At 43.2% G+C, this 16540-nt stretch carries 19 protein-coding genes and 1 pseudogene; 6 read left to right on the top strand and 14 right to left on the bottom strand.

Features of this window, described 5'->3' with window-relative positions; translation table 11 throughout:
- Window positions 1-15: 15 nt before the first annotated feature.
- Both yqeH and BV455_RS13880 read right to left on the bottom strand, forming a co-directional pair.
- Entirely contained in the window at window positions 16-1122 is a 1107-nt protein-coding gene (yqeH, locus tag BV455_RS13885) for a ribosome biogenesis GTPase YqeH (RefSeq protein ID WP_280638371.1), read from the bottom strand.
- Window positions 1122-1637, bottom strand: a complete 516-nt coding sequence (locus BV455_RS13880) for a YqeG family HAD IIIA-type phosphatase (RefSeq protein ID WP_017435601.1) — start codon at window positions 1635-1637, stop codon at window positions 1122-1124. The genes yqeH and BV455_RS13880 overlap by 1 nt, the downstream gene beginning before the upstream one ends.
- Window positions 1638-1975: 338 nt before the next feature.
- Here BV455_RS13880 and BV455_RS13875 point away from each other — a divergent pair, with 338 nt between their 5' ends.
- Window positions 1976-2116 (top strand): sporulation histidine kinase inhibitor Sda, encoded by a 141-nt coding sequence (locus BV455_RS13875; protein ID WP_017435600.1) that lies wholly within the window; start codon window positions 1976-1978, stop codon window positions 2114-2116.
- A gap of 20 nt (window positions 2117-2136) precedes the next feature.
- Here the strand turns inward: BV455_RS13875 and BV455_RS13870 are convergent, their stop codons facing one another.
- On the bottom strand, window positions 2137-2916 hold the full coding sequence (locus BV455_RS13870) for a phosphatidylserine decarboxylase (RefSeq protein WP_061579641.1): 780 nt from the start codon (window positions 2914-2916) through the stop codon (window positions 2137-2139).
- 122 nt (window positions 2917-3038) lie between these two features.
- Here BV455_RS13870 and pssA point away from each other — a divergent pair, with 122 nt between their 5' ends.
- From pssA to motB, 3 genes and pseudogenes are all read left to right on the top strand, one after another.
- Window positions 3039-3578 (top strand): CDP-diacylglycerol--serine O-phosphatidyltransferase, encoded by a 540-nt coding sequence (gene pssA, locus BV455_RS13865; protein WP_017435598.1) that lies wholly within the window; start codon window positions 3039-3041, stop codon window positions 3576-3578.
- Between the two features lie 176 nt (window positions 3579-3754).
- A pseudogene (gene motA / locus BV455_RS13860) lies at window positions 3755-4547 on the top strand (flagellar motor stator protein MotA).
- Window positions 4540-5301: a flagellar motor protein MotB gene (gene motB, locus BV455_RS13855; RefSeq protein ID WP_017435596.1), complete on the top strand. Its 762-nt coding sequence runs from the start codon at window positions 4540-4542 to the stop codon at window positions 5299-5301. The pseudogene motA and the gene motB overlap by 8 nt, the downstream one beginning before the upstream one ends.
- A gap of 62 nt (window positions 5302-5363) precedes the next feature.
- On the opposite strand, the gene ytvI is transcribed toward motB, so the two are convergent.
- From ytvI to gltP, 3 genes are all read right to left on the bottom strand, one after another.
- Complete coding sequence (ytvI, locus tag BV455_RS13850; protein ID WP_061579640.1) at window positions 5364-6389, bottom strand: sporulation integral membrane protein YtvI; 1026 nt, start codon at window positions 6387-6389, stop codon at window positions 5364-5366.
- A 119-nt stretch (window positions 6390-6508) separates the two neighbouring features.
- Entirely contained in the window at window positions 6509-7102 is a 594-nt protein-coding gene (locus tag BV455_RS13845; RefSeq protein WP_017435594.1) for an undecaprenyl phosphate transporter UptA, read from the bottom strand.
- A 143-nt stretch (window positions 7103-7245) separates the two neighbouring features.
- Window positions 7246-8511 (bottom strand): glutamate/aspartate:proton symporter GltP, encoded by a 1266-nt coding sequence (gene gltP / locus BV455_RS13840; protein WP_218687282.1) that lies wholly within the window; start codon window positions 8509-8511, stop codon window positions 7246-7248.
- Between the two features lie 193 nt (window positions 8512-8704).
- On the opposite strand from gltP, the gene sigK reads away from it, so the two are divergent.
- Window positions 8705-9415, top strand: coding sequence for an RNA polymerase sporulation sigma factor SigK (sigK, locus tag BV455_RS13835; RefSeq protein WP_017435592.1), 711 nt, complete (start codon window positions 8705-8707; stop codon window positions 9413-9415).
- 60 nt (window positions 9416-9475) lie between these two features.
- Here sigK and BV455_RS20690 read toward each other — a convergent pair whose 3' ends face one another.
- The 6 genes from BV455_RS20690 to BV455_RS13810 form a co-directional block, all read right to left on the bottom strand.
- The gene (locus tag BV455_RS20690; RefSeq protein ID WP_268801768.1) at window positions 9476-9598 is read right to left on the bottom strand and encodes a hypothetical protein; all 123 of its coding nucleotides are present in this window, start codon (window positions 9596-9598) and stop codon (window positions 9476-9478) included.
- A 147-nt stretch (window positions 9599-9745) separates the two neighbouring features.
- Complete coding sequence (locus tag BV455_RS13830) at window positions 9746-9976, bottom strand: YrhC family protein (protein WP_017435591.1); 231 nt, start codon at window positions 9974-9976, stop codon at window positions 9746-9748.
- Window positions 9977-10039: 63 nt separating this feature from the next.
- On the bottom strand, window positions 10040-11176 hold the full coding sequence (locus BV455_RS13825; RefSeq protein WP_061579638.1) for a bifunctional cystathionine gamma-lyase/homocysteine desulfhydrase: 1137 nt from the start codon (window positions 11174-11176) through the stop codon (window positions 10040-10042).
- A gap of 2 nt (window positions 11177-11178) precedes the next feature.
- Window positions 11179-12102 (bottom strand): PLP-dependent cysteine synthase family protein, encoded by a 924-nt coding sequence (locus tag BV455_RS13820; RefSeq protein WP_042406342.1) that lies wholly within the window; start codon window positions 12100-12102, stop codon window positions 11179-11181.
- Between the two features lie 64 nt (window positions 12103-12166).
- Window positions 12167-12865 (bottom strand): 5'-methylthioadenosine/S-adenosylhomocysteine nucleosidase, encoded by a 699-nt coding sequence (gene mtnN / locus BV455_RS13815; RefSeq protein WP_042406345.1) that lies wholly within the window; start codon window positions 12863-12865, stop codon window positions 12167-12169.
- A 15-nt stretch (window positions 12866-12880) separates the two neighbouring features.
- Window positions 12881-13528: a class I SAM-dependent methyltransferase gene (locus tag BV455_RS13810; protein WP_042406348.1), complete on the bottom strand. Its 648-nt coding sequence runs from the start codon at window positions 13526-13528 to the stop codon at window positions 12881-12883.
- A gap of 243 nt (window positions 13529-13771) precedes the next feature.
- On the opposite strand from BV455_RS13810, the gene BV455_RS13805 reads away from it, so the two are divergent.
- Window positions 13772-13978, top strand: coding sequence for a YrzA family protein (locus BV455_RS13805; protein ID WP_013400339.1), 207 nt, complete (start codon window positions 13772-13774; stop codon window positions 13976-13978).
- Window positions 13979-14014: 36 nt separating this feature from the next.
- Here the strand turns inward: BV455_RS13805 and BV455_RS13800 are convergent, their stop codons facing one another.
- Both BV455_RS13800 and BV455_RS13795 read right to left on the bottom strand, forming a co-directional pair.
- Window positions 14015-14650, bottom strand: a complete 636-nt coding sequence (locus BV455_RS13800) for a YrrS family protein (RefSeq protein ID WP_042406350.1) — start codon at window positions 14648-14650, stop codon at window positions 14015-14017.
- A gap of 72 nt (window positions 14651-14722) precedes the next feature.
- Window positions 14723-16501 (bottom strand): peptidoglycan D,D-transpeptidase FtsI family protein, encoded by a 1779-nt coding sequence (locus BV455_RS13795; protein ID WP_017435585.1) that lies wholly within the window; start codon window positions 16499-16501, stop codon window positions 14723-14725.
- Between the last annotated feature and the right edge of the window lie 39 nt (window positions 16502-16540).

The raw sequence follows: 16540 nt of genomic DNA, 5'->3' as shown, positions 1-16540 counted from the left end.
TGCTTACACAGGCCACTAAATCAATGATTTTCTGATGAAAATGTCGACTCCTTTTGGGGCATAGGCAATCACTTGCGCTCCTGGATCATGGCAAGTTACCCAGCCAAGCCCGGAAAATACGATATCGGTTTTTCGTTCTTTGATGGTAAATGCATGCGCCTCTAGTGGCGGAAATTCCGCGGCATAATGTTTGTTTGGCGGCGAAAGAAGCTCGCCTAATTGACTGGCATATAATGCATCTGCTTTTTCTAACTTTGTCCGATGAATCAGTAATTCATTGGAAAAGTAACAGACGAAAGGCCGACGTCCTCCTTTGGTGTAGTCAAGCCGGGCAAGGCCGCCGAAAAATAACGTTTGCTGTTCATTTAACTGATATACCCGAGGATGGATTTCCCGCTTTGGCGTAATGGTTTTTAAATCTTTTTTATCCACAAAGTGCGCCATCTGGTGATGGTTAATAATTCCCGGCGTATCGTAAAGCGTAGCTCCATCCTCTAATGGAATTTCGATCATATCTAACGTTGTTCCCGGAAAATAAGAAGTAGTAATGATATTGCCTTTGCCTGTGACTTCTTGAATAATCCGGTTAATAAACGTCGATTTCCCGACATTCGTGCAGCCAACGACATACACATCTTTGCCGAACCGGTATTTCTCGATGGCTTCCATCACTTTCGCCATTCCGATTCCTTTCACCGCGCTCACTAAACAAATATCAACCGGTCTTAAACCGAGGTCGTTTGCCGACTGCTTCATCCAGTGAATCAGCTTCGGGTATTTCACGGATTTCGGAAGTAAATCTACTTTATTACCAACAAGCAAGATCGGATTATTGACTGCAAATCGATGCAAACCTGGAAGCCAGCTTCCATTAAAGTCAAAAATATCGACGATTTTAACGATTAGTGCGTCCGATTGTCCGATACGGTGCAAAATTTTTAAAAAATCATCATCAGTCAGAGAAACATCTTGTACTTCATTATAATGTTTCAAACGAAAACAACGCTGACAAATGACTTCTTCTTTCTCTAGCGCACTCTCCGGGGCATATCCAGGCTTTGTTTGATCCTCCGATTGGATGACTGCTCCGCAACCAATGCAACGAATTTGTTGTTCCACCATCATTCCTCCCAGTAAACCATCCCTTTTTTACGCATCATATTTAAAATTTTCCGTTCTATCTTGCGATTAAATCGGGTCCACAGTCCGTCTGTCTGCGCGACAGGAACGACCAAAATCGTATTTAACCCCAAACGATTGCCGCCAAATACATCTGTCAGCAATTGATCGCCAATCACAACCACTTCCTCTTTGCGCAATTGCATCGTCGCTAATGCCTTTTGAAAGGCACGCGTCAGCGGCTTTCGGGCTTCAAAAATAAAGGGAATTCCAAGCGGTTCCGCAAAAGATTGCACCCGCCTTTTGTTATTATTCGATACAATCATCACCTTAATGCCTTCCTGCTTCATCTTTTCAAACCACTCTGTTAGCTCTGGAGTAGCGCACGGCCGATCCCATTCGACAAGCGTATTATCCAAATCGGTAATGATCCCTTTAATCCCTTTCTCTTTTAACTCGCTAGGGGTGATATCCAATACGCGTTTGACAAACTGATTTGGCAAAAAATAATGAAACACACCAATCACCTTACCTTTTGGCCTTTTCTTTGCCTTTCCTCATCATACATAATTTTTGTGTACCTTTCAAAACAAACTTTGACAAATATATACACAGAAAAAAATTTTTTCGACAAAATCCCTTATCCACAAAAATGTGGATAAGTTTTACCCACATCATTCACAAGCTAATTATCATGCTTTTACAATCTTATAAACATGTTTTCCACATGTTATCCACGAGTCGTTGTGGATAACAGAACGGTTGTTCTATTCCGGAAATCATGATACAGTTAAAGTAACTTACCATTATATGTATCAATTACAAATTATATTCCATTGCTGAAGGAGGTTTCAGCATGAAGCATCTATCCGATGAGCTGTTGATCGAATCGTATTATAAGGCAAAAGAGCTGAATTTAAATCCTGAATTTATTGCGCTCATCGAAAAAGAAATCCAGCGCCGTTCGTTAAGTCATAAAATTAAACTGTCATCCTGATTCGCCTCAGGGCTTTTTTTTTATTTTAAGTACCCAAGCCGTTCCCCAACTTTAATTCCCATGGGCACAACGATCCGTTCATCAAGCTCAATGCTATCTTTTTCAAATAATAAAACAACAGTAGAGCCAAAAGAAAAGTAGGCAATTTCCTGTCCTTTCGTCAATTCTTTGCTTGCATGAGTAAGCTCAATACTGTTGACAAACATCGCACCTATTTTTACAATCGCAACTTGTTTTCCGTTTGCATCGACTTCCGTGATCATGCGATAGTTTTTCGACAGCGGCTGTTTCCCGTACTTCAAGCCAAGACGATTGACAGGATATGATTTTTTTCCAAGCGCCCATTGCCTCTGCACCACTCCAGATATTGGACTGTGAATGCGATGATAATGGCTTGGGCTTAAATATAAAATAATAAATAATCCGTTCAAATATTTTTTGGCGGCCTCGCTGCTGCCAAGCATCTCCGCAATCGAATACGTTTTGTTTTTCACAACGATTTCACTATTTTCATGAATGATGCCAATATCTTCAATAATGGCATCGACCGGACTAATCACACTGTTTTCGGCTTCGTCAATCGGCCTTGTCCCTGCTTTTAGCCTGCGAATAAACAATTGCTGCAACGTTTTATAATGTTTTAAGTTTTTTTCCATCTCTTCTTGATTAATATGATAAATTTTTGCATACGATGGAATAAGTACTGCACTTAAACGGGATTTCGTAAAAATGGCAATGATTTTTGACGAAAGCCAATGATTCGTCAATTCAATCAGCAGGCGATACAACCATTTCAGCAAACATATTCCCTCCAATTTGTGGCGATAGTGTTTTTTGCTACCTTTCATATTACAAGTAAAATGAGTATAATGGTAGTAGATTTTGCCGGCCGTGTTTTATGGCGAAAAAGGAGTGAGGAGAAATGTTTTTATCCGATTATTTAGATTACACATTAAAAAAATTAAAAGCAAACATGGCAAACATCTTAACCATGACTAATTTATCGCTTGGCGGCTTCTCCGTCCTAACGACGTTAAAAGGACAGCTTCATGTCAGCCTGCTCCTTATCTTTTTAGCGGCCTTGGTCGATCGCTTTGATGGAGCTGTTGCGCGGAAACTAAACATTGAATCGGACCTCGGCAAACAATTGGATTCAATGAGTGACATCATATCCTTTGGAGTGGCCCCTGCATTGCTAATGTATCAGGGTTTGCTGTACGAATTTGGTGCACCAGGTGCATTTTTCACTATTTTATATATCGGCTGCGGCGCCTTTCGGCTTGCGAGGTTCAATATTACAGAAAATAACGGCTATTTTTCCGGGCTTCCCATTACGGCAGCAGGAGTGCTGCTGACGTTAAGCTACTTAACGATTCATTATTTTCCCCCGCAGTTTTTTATTTTCCTAATGATCACCCTATCGTTTTTAATGGTCGGAACATTTAAGCTGAAAAAAATATAAAACTAAGCAAGGCTGTCCTTTCCAACAGCGAAATCAAACGGATTGGGCAGCCCTTTTGTTTCCTTATCACACTATTTTCCCTTTTCAATCTTTGTTATTAATTATATGATAAATGTGGATTTATTATAAAGCACAAAAATGGAATATTGTGTTTTTCATGTAACGGGGGGATTTCATTGGATAAAACATCGATTATTGGAATTCTTCTTGGCATCATTGCTGTTGCCTTAGGAATGTTCTTTAAAGGGGTCAATCTAAGTGTATTAATTAACCCGGCAGCAATTTTCATTATTATCGTCGGAACAATCGCTTCTGTTACCATCGCGTTTCCGGCCCGCGAAATAAAAAAAAATACCGAAGTTGTTAGCCGTCATTTTTAAAGAACAAAATATTCCAACGGTGGAAGAACTGATTCCGTTGTTTGTCGACTGGGCGAACATAGCCCGGCGTGAAGGGCTGCTCGCCTTAGAAGCGAAATTAGATGAGATTGACGATCCATTTTTACGAAACGGTTTAAGCATGGTGATTGACGGGCAAACGCAAGATTTTATTCGCGATGTCATGACCGAAGAAATTGAAGCGATGGAAGAGCGACACGAGGCAAATGCATCTATTTTTTCACAAGCAGGTACATATGCGCCGACACTTGGAGTGCTTGGTGCAGTCATCGGACTCATTGCGGCACTGGGGAATATAGAGCATATCAGCGAAATTGGCAAGGCGATTAGCGCGGCATTCGTCGCCACCTTGCTTGGAATTTTCACTGGATATGTGCTATGGCATCCATTTGCCAATAAATTAAGAAGAAAATCAAGGGAAGAAGCAAAAATACGGCAAATCATGATAGAGGGAGTCCTTTCTATTTTGGAAGGACAAGCGCCGCGAACGATTGAACAAAAGCTTGCTTCCTATCTTTCGGAAGGCGAACGTCGGAAACTGATGGAACAGGGAGAAAAAGGAAATGAGTAAGAAAAAGAAAGTGAAGCAGGCAGGGAATATGAACGAATCCTGGCTGATTCCGTACGCTGACTTATTAACGCTATTGCTTTCCCTTTTTATCGTTTTGTTTGCGAGCAGCCAAATCGACCAAAAAAAATTCCAGGAAATTTCCCGCTCATTTAGCGCCTCGTTTACTGGCGGGACGGGTGTCCTTGATTTCGAAAGCCCGGTTGAGCCAAAACAGCTTCCTTCGTCGTCAAAGCAAGACCATAAACATAAAAGCGCACTCGATAAACAAGATAAAGAAGAATTACAGAATGTAAAAGAAAAAATTGATGAGTACATCGTGCAAAATCATTTAAACGGGAAATTGCAGACCTCTTTAACGGAAGAAGGATTGGCGATCACCATATTAAACGATATTTTATTTGATTCGGGAAGTGCAGAAGTACGGGTAAAAGACCGGAGGCTCGCTAAAGAAATTTCCCAGCTGCTCGTCATGAATCCGCCGCGCAATATTATTATTAGCGGGCATACGGATAACGTGCCGATTCATAATGCTCAGTTCGCTTCCAACTGGGAACTAAGCGTGATGCGGGCGGTAAATTTTATGAAACTGTTATTGGAAAACCCGAAGCTCGATCCGCGCTCGTTTAGCGCAAAAGGATACGGGGAATTTAAGCCGGTTGCATCAAATGATACTCCTGAGGGGAGGATGAAAAATCGGCGCGTCGAAATTTTAATTTTGCCGCACACGAAAACATCACCCCATTCCCTTCACTGAAAACTATCGTTTGCACACCGAAGCAAAAACAGGCTGGCAAATATGTGCCAGCCTGTTTTTGCTTAAAGCTTAAAAGAAAATTTGATCACTCCAGCTTTTACCATTGTTTCTACTAAAATCACCAATGCCGGTCCAATAAACAATCCGATGAAACCCAGCAGCTGAAACCCTAAATAAACGCTGATTAATGCAGCCAAAGGAGAAATGCCTAAGTTCGTTGAAAACACTTTTGGCTCAATAATTCGGCGCACTACGGTAATAATGACAAACAATACAATAAGACCGATGCCAAGCCCGCTATGGCCATTGGCAATGCTGATGACTCCCCAAGGCACCAGCACAGAACCGGTTCCTAAAATAGGCAAAATATCTACAATCACAATAATTAATGCCATAACAACAGCATAATCCACTTTTAACAGCAATAAGCCGGCCAAGGCAATAAAAAAGGTGATCAAACTGAGCAAAAACTGCGCTTTAATAAAGCCAATGCCGGCTTTGCTTAACTGCGCCACCACCATCGCCAGCCGCTGATACGTGCGCTCGGACAAGTATTTTCTCGTTCCCCTTTTTAGTTTCGGCAAATCTAAACTAATAAGAAACAACGCTACTAAATATACTAAGAAATGAATAAGAAAACCGGGAATAAGCGTGATATAATGAACAATCGACTGCGTTAAATTAGTGGCAAACTCTAAGAGCAAATGTTGAATTGTTTTTACACTGTTTTCCAATGAATGAATAATTTCTTTCGGAATCGAACTCGAGTACGACTCCCACATCTGAATTAAGTCATCTAAAACTTTCGTCGTCTCACTCAAAAAGTGCGGCAGTTTTTGCGAAAAAGTCATCATTTGCTGTACAAGGATGGCGATCAGGAAGTAAAAAGAAATGCCAACGATGACAAGGAATAACGAAAAAATTGCCGTTACCGCATGCGCCCGTTTCAACCGATAATGGATTTGCAAGTGCTGCACTGACGGCTCCAGTAATAACGCCGTCGCTAATGCAAAAACAAGCGGCAAGCTGTATGGTAGCAGAAATAATACTACGGCGAGAATGAAAGCAATAATAATAAACTTTTTCACTATCGTACCCCATTCAATTAGATTTTTTTTGAGCAGTCCCTATCATAAATATAGGGAATGGAGATAAAACAATCAACCATCGTGAGCTCCCCATCACAGCTTCGTTTGATTGTAAGAGATCACATCCGCTTGCGCCGATACATTTGGACGCCGATATAAACGACAATAGCAATGACCGCTGCCGCCATAATCGGCCGCAAATACGGGCGAGCAATTTGATCAATCTCCTGCCAGTGGCTTCCTAGTCGTTCCCCTAAATAAATAAAGAAAATCGACCACGGAATAATCGCGCACGTTGTATAGAAAGTAAATTTTTTCCACGACATTTTCGCGATGCCCGCCGGGATCGAAATAGCGTGGCGGACAACTGGAATGAATCTCGCAGTAAATATGACGCCTGGACCGTATTTTTCAAACCATTGTTCCGCTACATCAAGATGTTTCTTTTTAATCAACAAATATTTTCCGTATTTATCAAGAAACGGTCTGCCGCCATAATACCCCATCCAATAAAGAAACAGCTGGGCGATCGTTCCGCCGATCGTTCCCGCTATCACCGCTCCAATCAAGGATATTTCTCCACGCGATACCAAATATCCCGCATAGGCAAGTACAATTTCGCTTGGAATAATTTCAATCATTAATGCCAAGGCGACTCCGAAATATCCTAAATCCGCCAAAAAGGTAAAAACCGTCTGTACCAACTCGTGCATCGTTCTCCTCCTATGTATGTATATTAAAGCCAAGCCGTCCATTACAACCCTATTCCGCAACCAATTATACTATACTGCATGGCAGAAAAAAATAAATTTATCCATAGAAAAAAAAGCTGTCTTTTTCGGACAGCTTTTCACCATCATGCACTTTGCTGCAGCTCGGAAATATATTGTTTTGCTTTTTCTTCGTTATATTGTCCTTCCCATTTGGACATAACGACCGCCGCCAGCGAGTTGCCAATGACGTTGACAGCCGTGCGGGCCATATCCAAAATGCGGTCGATTCCGGCAATAAACGCCAATCCTTCTACCGGAATGCCAACCGTTCCTAGCGTCGCGAGCAACACGACAAACGAGACGCCCGGCACTCCGGCGATTCCTTTTGATGTTACCATTAACACAAGTATAAGGGAAATTTGTTGCGAAATCGGCATATCAATGCCGTACAGCTGTGCGATAAAAATGGCAGCCAGCGCCTGATATAACGTAGAACCGTCTAGGTTAAACGAATAGCCTGTCGGAATGACAAACGATGTAATCGCTTTCGGGCATCCGAATTTTTCCATTTTCTCCATAATTTTCGGAAGAACCGTTTCCGAACTCGCTGTACTGTACGCCAGAATCAATTCGTCCTTTAAAATTTTGATAATATTAAAAATATTTATACCAACAAGCTTAGCAACTCCACCAAGCACCGCAACAATAAAGAAAATCATCGTTGCATAAACGAGAATGACAAGTTTGCTAAGCGGAATGAGCGATTCAACCCCAAATTTCGAAACTGTTACACCGATCAGCGCAAACACGCCAAACGGCGCAAATTTCATAATTTGGTTTGTCACATAAAACATCGCTTCCGCCGTACCTTGGAAAAACTGCAACACCGGCCTCCCTTTCTCCCCGATTGCTGCTACGCCTAAACCAAACATAACCGAGAAGAAAATAATCGGCAACATATTACCAGTTGATAACGATTCAAAAACGTTTTTTGGAACAATATTGACAAATGTTTCAACCATCGAATGGTGTTGCACTTCGTTCGTTGTATCAATATAGCTTTGAATATCTGTTTTCTCCAACGATTTCATGTTCACGCCGGCTCCCGGCTGAAAAATATTCGCCGCCAATAAACCAACGACAATCGCGATCGTCGTGATAATTTCGAAATAAATAATCGTTTTTCCGCCTAGTTTTCCAAGCTTCTTCAAGTCTCCAACATTAGCAACGCCTACAACAAGGCTTGAAATCACAATTGGAATGACAATCATTTTGATAAGGCGAAGGAAAATATCTCCAATCGGCTGCAAATAAGTAGCTACTTTTGGATTTCCATAGAAAATAGCCCCAACAACAATCCCCAGAACAAGACCGATAAAAATTTGCCAAGCTAATCCAATCTTTTTCACCTCATCGCCTCCTTTGGATAATTTTTAGACAAAAAACGACAAAATTATTTTACTATTACAACATTCGTACGTCAATAATATTTGTTATTTACGTACGCTTCTTTCTTTTTTTGTTCAAACACGTACAACCTCCTTCCGTCATATACATAAAATAGGCCATTGCCTACAACGACATAGGGTGGGGGGTGACAGAATGTCCGGCATTTTATCAGCGTTTGCGTTTCTAATGAAAGAATTAATGTTTTTAGTATCATACATTAAAAACAACGCATTTCCCCAACCGTTAAGCCCCAAGGAAGAAGAAAAATACTTAGAGCTGATGGCGAAAGGAGATAAACAGGCCCGCAATATTTTAATTGAACATAACTTACGTCTTGTTGCCCATATTGTAAAAAAGTTTGAAAATACCGGCGAAGATGTGGAGGACTTAATTTCCATCGGCACCATCGGCCTGATTAAGGCGATCGAAAGCTACTCGTCCAGTAAAGGAACAAAACTGGCCACATATGCAGCCCGCTGCATTGAAAACGAAATTTTAATGCATTTGCGCTCATTGAAAAAAACAAGAAAGGACGTCTCCTTGCATGAGCCGATCGGGCAGGATAAAGAAGGAAACGAAATTAGCTTAATTGATATTTTAAAATCCGAAGGAAACGATATTGTGGATGAAATTCATCTGAACATGGAACTCGAACAGGTGAAAAAATACATCGATGTGTTGGATGAACGAGAAAAAGAAGTCATTATTAGCCGGTTCGGCCTTGATATGCAGCAGGAAAAAACACAGCGCGAAATCGCCAAAGAACTTGGCATTTCAAGAAGCTATGTATCCCGAATCGAAAAGCGCGCATTAATGAAAATGTTTCATGAATTTTATCGCAATGAAAAAGAAAAGCGAAGATAAATATGCAAAAGGTGTCCCAAGATGGCTATTGGGACACCTTTCCTTTTTCTTCTTATTTTGTTAATTTTCTGCTTCCACACTTACTTCCGCTGTTATAATCAATGCTATCGCTGCAGTAACCACAATCCCCATCACCATTGCGAACATCCCTTGTTCCCCTCCTTGCAGTTCTTCCTCTTTCATTTTACACGGAGGAACAATCGGTTTCTTCGCATGGTTGTGAACAATTTATGAAATCACAGAGGTAATTATATCCAACTGGAATATGTTTACAAACAGTTTTTGGTAAAAACGGTAATAAACCTGCCTCTCCAACAAGAAAAGGCAGGTTTATTTGTCCGTTTCCCGCAATAAGCGGATATATTTGATCGCTCGTTGAAAAAAGGAAAACGCGCCTATTAACAATATCACAATGAAACTAAGCAAATACGCCTTTTTCTCCGGCGCAATCGTAGGAAGAAGCGTGCCAATATACAAAAAGACACTTAACGCCAGCAATACGCCAGCAAACATTTTGTAATCAGCCGCTTTTTCCTTCCATTGTTGCTTTTGCCGTTCCATCGCTATCCCCCACTTTCCATCCTTAACTGTATCATACAGGACAGCAAATGTGGGGATGTAATTTTAACCATGCAATGCTTGCGCTAGATCTTCAATTAAATCTTCCACATCTTCTAATCCAACAGAAATGCGAATCAACCCATCAGTAATTCCTAATTGTTCACGACGTTCTTTCGGAATGGATGCGTGCGTCATTTTCGCCGGCAGCGAAATTAAACTTTCCACCGCTCCCAAGCTTTCCGCGAGCGTAAAATAGCGGACACGGTTTAACACTTGATCGGCTTTCTCTGCGCTTCCGACATCAAAGGAGACCATGCCGCCAAATCCGCGCATTTGCTTTTTGGCAACCTCATGGTTTGGATGTGTTTCCAATCCTGGATAATATACTTTTTGGATTGCTGGATGATTCACTAAAAATTCAACGATTTTTCTCGTGTTTTCTTCATGCTCCTCCATGCGCACGCCAAGCGTCTTGATGCCGCGCATAAGCAGCCATGAATCTTGCGGACCGAGAATTCCTCCGGTGGAGTTTTGAATAAAATGTAGTTTTTCTGCTAATTCTTCTGAATTGACAACCGCCAAACCAGCGACCACATCGCTATGGCCGCCTAAATATTTCGTCGCGCTATGGACAACAATATCGGCGCCAAGAGCAATCGGCGTTTGCCAATACGGGGTGCTGAACGTGTTGTCGACGATCGTAAGCAGGCCATGCTTTTTGGCGATGGCGGAAGCAGCTTGAATGTCAGTAATTTTTAAGAGCGGGTTGGTTGGCGTTTCAATGTAAAGCGCTTTCGTGTTCGGCTGGATATGTCTTTCGATGTTTGAAAGATCGCTTGTATCAATAAAAGTCGATTCAAGCCCTAGGCGGTTTAGCACTTTTGTCATAACGCGATACGTGCCGCCATACACATCGTCGGTTAAAATGACGTGATCCCCGCTGTTAAACAGCATCATGACCGCTGTAATCGCCGCCATTCCGGAGGCAAATGCAAAACCGGCATATCCTTCTTCTAAATCTTTAATCAGTTCTTCTAACGCGTGGCGGGTTGGATTACCGGTGCGCGAATATTCAAAGCCTTTATGACCGCCAACACCTTCTTGTTTATATGTGCTAACTTGATAAATCGGAACAGAAACCGCTCCCGTATACGGATCACCTGAAATGCCGCCGTGAATGAGCTTTGTTTTTCTTCTCATTATCATATCCCACCTTCATAAATTTTTTTGCTTAAATAGCGCTCGCTGCTGTCCGGAAAAATGACGACGATATTCGTTCCCGGCTTTGCTTTTTCCGCTTCGAGCAATGCGGCATGGAACGCGGCGCCAGAAGAACTGCCAACGAGCAATCCTTCTTTGGCAGCGAGCTCTTTGACGCGGCGGAACGCATCTTCATCACGGATCGTATGAATCGCATCAAAGTAGCTCGGATCCATATAGTCCGGCAAAAATTCCATGCCGATTCCTTCTGTTTTATGCGGTCCCGGCTCTCCGCCGTTTAAAATCGACCCTTCAGGCTCGACAATGACCGTTTTAATGTTAGGGTTTTTTTCTTTTAGAAACGTTGCCGTTCCCATAAACGTTCCGCCCGAACCGGCTCCGGCGACAAATATGTCGATTTGTCCGTCAAGGTCTTCCCATAGTTCCGGGCCGAGCGTTTTATAATACGTTCTTGGGTTAGCCGGGTTGGCAAACTGCTGCGGACAATAGGAGTTCGGAATCTCACTGGCCAGCTCTTGCGCCTTGCGAATCGCTCCTTGCATTCCTTCGCTCGTCGGTGTGTGGACAATTGTTGCACCGAGCGCTTTCATGATTTGCTGCTTTTCGATGCTGAATTTTTCAGGCACGCAAAAAATTACGTTGATGTTTTTGCCAATCGCCGCCAGAGCCAGCCCAATGCCGGTGTTTCCCGCCGTCGGCTCAATGATCGTTCCACCTTCCTTTAATTTTCCTGTTTCTAATGCGTCGCGCAATAACTCTTGGCCAAGACGGTCTTTAATGCTTCCTCCCGGGTTGAAAGATTCCAATTTTGCAAATACGCGGACTCCTTCCGGCAGAGGAAATTGCGTAATTTCCACCACCGGCGTATGTCCAATCAGCTCGTGCACATTTTTGGCCACTCGCATTTTTGTCACTCCATTTCTTAACAAACATAGAAAGAGGAAGGGACGCCTTCCTCGGTTTATTGGTTTATTTTTGCAATAATGACAGCATCGATGCGACTAAACGGGCGGAATGTTTCGCCGCCGTATCTAAAAATTGTTCAAATGAGATATCCGATTCCTTGCCGGCAATGTCGGAGAGTGCACGAATAATCACGAACGGCACAGCAAATTGTGTGCATACTTGGGCAATCGCTGCCGCTTCCATTTCGACGGCGCAAAGCTCCGGAAACTTGCCTCGGACAAACTCGACGCGCGCCGGATCGTTCATAAACGAGTCACCAGTGGCAATGAGGCCTGTGACAACTTGCACATCGTTAATTTCTTGGGCGCTGCGTTTGGCAATGTCTATTAATGTCTTGTCCGCTTGATAACGCGCCGGCATTCCCGGCACTTGCCCATACTCATATCCAAAAGCCGTCACATCGACATCGTGATGCACCACTTCACTGGAAATGACGATATCACCGACATTTAACGCCGCTAAAAATCCTCCCGCTGAACCGGTATTAATGACGTAATTCGGCCGGAACCGCTCCAGCAAAATAGCCGTTGCCATCGCCGCGTTTACTTTGCCAATGCCCGATTTCAACAAAATGACATCGACACCGTTGATCTGGCCCGTTGAAAATTCGCAATTGGCGATGACCGTTTCTTCCCGTCCTTCCATTTGGTCACGCAAAATAGTTACTTCTTCTTCCATTGCCCCGATAATCGCTACTTTCATGTTTCTCCCTCTTCCTTATTTTTCTTGTTTTACCGCCTCCATCACCCATACAAATGCATTTTTTTGTGTAAATGTGACGGAAAAGCCGTGTTCTGCAAATAGTTTTGTCAATACGTCCAATGTCGTATAATATTCACGTTCGAGGTCTTCAGCCAAGTTATGAAAACCGCGCGCCCTTGCCTCCTGTATGGCCTGCTGAAACGCTTGCTTGTCACGGAAAGCAGTGTCAGCAAACACTATTTTATCACCTTTTTTTAATAACTTGCCATACTTGGCAATTGCTTCGCCTTTTTCCGCATCGGTAAGATGGTGAAAAGCATATGTGCTGACAACCGTATCGATCGGCTCTGGGGGGAGCGGAAACTGCAAAAAATCCCCGTCCACGATTGACACGTGTGCCCCTAGCTTTTCGCGTGCTTTTTTTCGCATCGGTGCAGACGGTTCTACACCGTACACTGTTTTGCCTTGTCCGATTAGCTTTTGCGTTAAATTTCCTGTGCCGACGCCGAATTCAAGCACGACATTCCCTGCCTTATCGGCGACTGTATTTAAAATATCATCATAATTTGCAAACACCTCGCGGTATTCTTCGTCATATCCTTCCACGGATTGATCATATGATTCCGCCCATTCTTCAAACAAATCAAGAAACTCTCTGCCCATGGTGTCACGCTCCATAATTTTTATAATTCCTATAAATATACTATGTTTTATACCTCAAATCTGTTCTCAATGTATCATAAGTTTTTATTTTCTTCAATGATAAATTTTTTTCGTTTTACCCATTCCTCTATTTTTCCCAGACAAAAAGGCCAGCTTGCGATAAAAATCGCAAATGTTTTCCGCGCCCGAATAGATTATAACGTGAAAATCTGCTACACTTGGCGGTGAAAGGAGGCTTGATCCATGAACATTTCTCTCGATCTCATTGAGGATAAAATCGAATTTTTTGAGGCCGATGATTTGCAGACGCTCGAGAAAAAAATTAACGAACAAATCGAGCATAATAAGGCGCTTTTGCTTCACGTCCACCATGTTTCGCATCAAATGCATGTAGCGGAAAACGGAAAAAGGTTTTACAGCGCTGTCGTCCATTTCAAAGCAAAAAAATAGGCGGATTTCCATCAACACAGGAAATCCGCTACTTTCTTATTCCTTTTCTTTCAGCTTTTGCACTTTCGTCGGTTTCCATCCTTGGTTTTCGACCCATTCGATATATACCTTGTAGTGCTGTGTTTGATCTCTCGTAGAAATGGTGGCCACCGCTTTGTTCGGTCCATTATTGCCAATAAACCACACGATCATATCCGATTGGGAAACTCCGGTCGCGTAACTGACCGCGTCGAGCATTTCCTTCCAATCTACCGAATCTTTTTTAAATTGGGTGACATGCGGCTCCGACTGCGTCGTGCCAATCGGCTGCCATGCCGGATTGACGATTTCTTTCTCGATGTTGGAACCAGGGGCTCCTGGCGTTTCTATCACTTCTTGTTCTTGTTCTTCTTCCTCGCTCGTCTCTTTCTTGTCGGATTGCTCACTTTCTTCATTTATTTGCTGCTTATCCCCCATCTCCACCTCTACTTTTTTATCATCATGATTTTCTTTCGTTTCCGTTTTTGCCGATGTGTTCGCCGCTTGCTTATGCGGCTCGTCGTCACCAGCAAATAAATTCCACGCCACCACCACAATCAACAAAACGACGACGGCAATGGCGGCATTGAGAATGCGATTGATTTTCCGGCGCTTTGCCCGTTGTGCGAAACGCGGTCCAATTTCTTTTGCCAACCGTTGACAACCTCCCTCATTTAGCTGCTTCTATTGTATCATGGCGACCCTTTCTAATAAACTGTTTCGTCGTTATTCCGATTTTTTGTCCTGTTTGTCAAACTCATATATTTTTTGTACGAGATCGAAAAAGATATCGTTCGTTACCGTCCGTGAACTGTGGCAGTCCAGCTCGACGACGACAAGCGCGTATTTCGGGGCATCGGCAGGGAAATAGCCAGCAAACCATTTATTCACAAGTTCTTCATTGGCAAGTTTTTTTCCGGTTTCTGCCGTACCCGATTTTCCGGCGACCGCATACGGAAGCGATTGAAAACGCCGTCCCGTTCCCTGTTTATCCGTCACCACTTTGCGCAATAACCGCTGCAATTGATTGGCGGTAACCGAAGAAATCGGCGGTTCATCGGAAAACGTTTGCTGCGGAAACGTGAACAAGGTCGTGCCGTTTTTATATAAAATTTTGTCTACCGCCCTCACTTGCCTTGCCTCGCCATTGCGGGCAATTGTTGCCATCATGTTGGCGACCCCCAGCGGCGATACGCGCACGTCTTTTTGTCCAATTGACGTTTGCGCAACGGCAAGCGGCACATGTTTATCACGCTCATCATGCCATATCGTTCCTTTTCTCTCCTCTGGAAATTGTTTAAAATCCGTTTCATGATAGACATCGCCTCGCCATCCGGCGAGCGGATATAAGCCAAGTTTTTTCGCATACGTTTCCAAAATGTCCGGCTCTTGTTCAACAAGCTTTTTCCCAAGCGTCGCAAACGCGTTGTTGCAGCTGACCGCAAAACTTTCCTCAAACCCTAGCGTTCCGTAATCATGATCTCGATCCGGCGTTACTCCATCAATTTTTTTGCCGCAATCAAACATTTCCGTTGACGAAACCATCCCTTTTTCCAACGCAGCGGCGGCAACGACGGTCTTAAATACGGAGCCTGGGATTTGCGGCAACACCATCTGGTTTTCCGCGCCGTGGTTTTTATACGGATTGCTCGGGTCCATATCAGGACGGCTGACCATTGCGAGAACGCTGTTTGTTGGGATATCCAATAGTACAATGCCGCCTTTCTTTAAATGATGCTCATCAGCGGCCCTTTCGGCAATTTTTTGCAAATCGCGGTCCATTGTCGTTTTTACAGAAACAGGATAAAATGGATTGCTAGGATCACTATACTTCACGTCAAGGCCAAATAAAGGGCCTCCTTCCGCATCAACATGATACAACAGCTTTGTTTCTCCTTCAGGGATTAAAAATTCGTCAAATGCCTTTTGCAGGCCATGAATGCCCACTTCCGTATGCGGAGGAAGATGCCGCTTTGGGTAGCGGGAACGCAAAAGGCGGCTGTCCGCTCGGGTAAATCCGATTAAATGCGGCGCATATACTTTTTCAAGCGGATACTGCTTGTTTACCGCAAACACGCCTGGAATATGCAACTGGTTGATTTTTTCCATTTGTTTTTCGCTCAGCACAAATGGATGGCTGTCCATAGTCAATACAAACGGTTCTTTTGCTTTTTGTAGCTGATCAATGATGACTTGCGGTGAAATGTGAAGAATGTTTGCCACTTGCTCGACAGGCCATTCCATCGTTTTTAAAAACGGGAATAGCACAAGAGAGGGGATATACTGTTTCGTGAGCGGTTTCCCGTTTCGATCCGTAAACATTCCCCTCCCGTCGTCAATCATTAACTCTTGCGTCCGTTGCGCAACGCTTTCCTCAATCAAATTGACTTTCTTCACGGAAAACGACTCTGTGCTCACTAACTGGATTTGAACAAGCCTGCCGATGAGAAGAAAAATGCTGATTTGGATAAGAGCAAGCACCACCATTACTCGTTTTTTCCACATAAATAAAACACCTCATCTTCATTTTCGACGAGGTGTTTT

Source organism: Parageobacillus caldoxylosilyticus, assembly GCF_019272935.1.
Lineage (GTDB): Bacteria > Bacillota > Bacilli > Bacillales > Anoxybacillaceae > Saccharococcus > Saccharococcus caldoxylosilyticus.
Note: the sequence above shows the minus strand (reverse complement) of the source record. Positions and strands in the feature narration are given on the sequence as shown.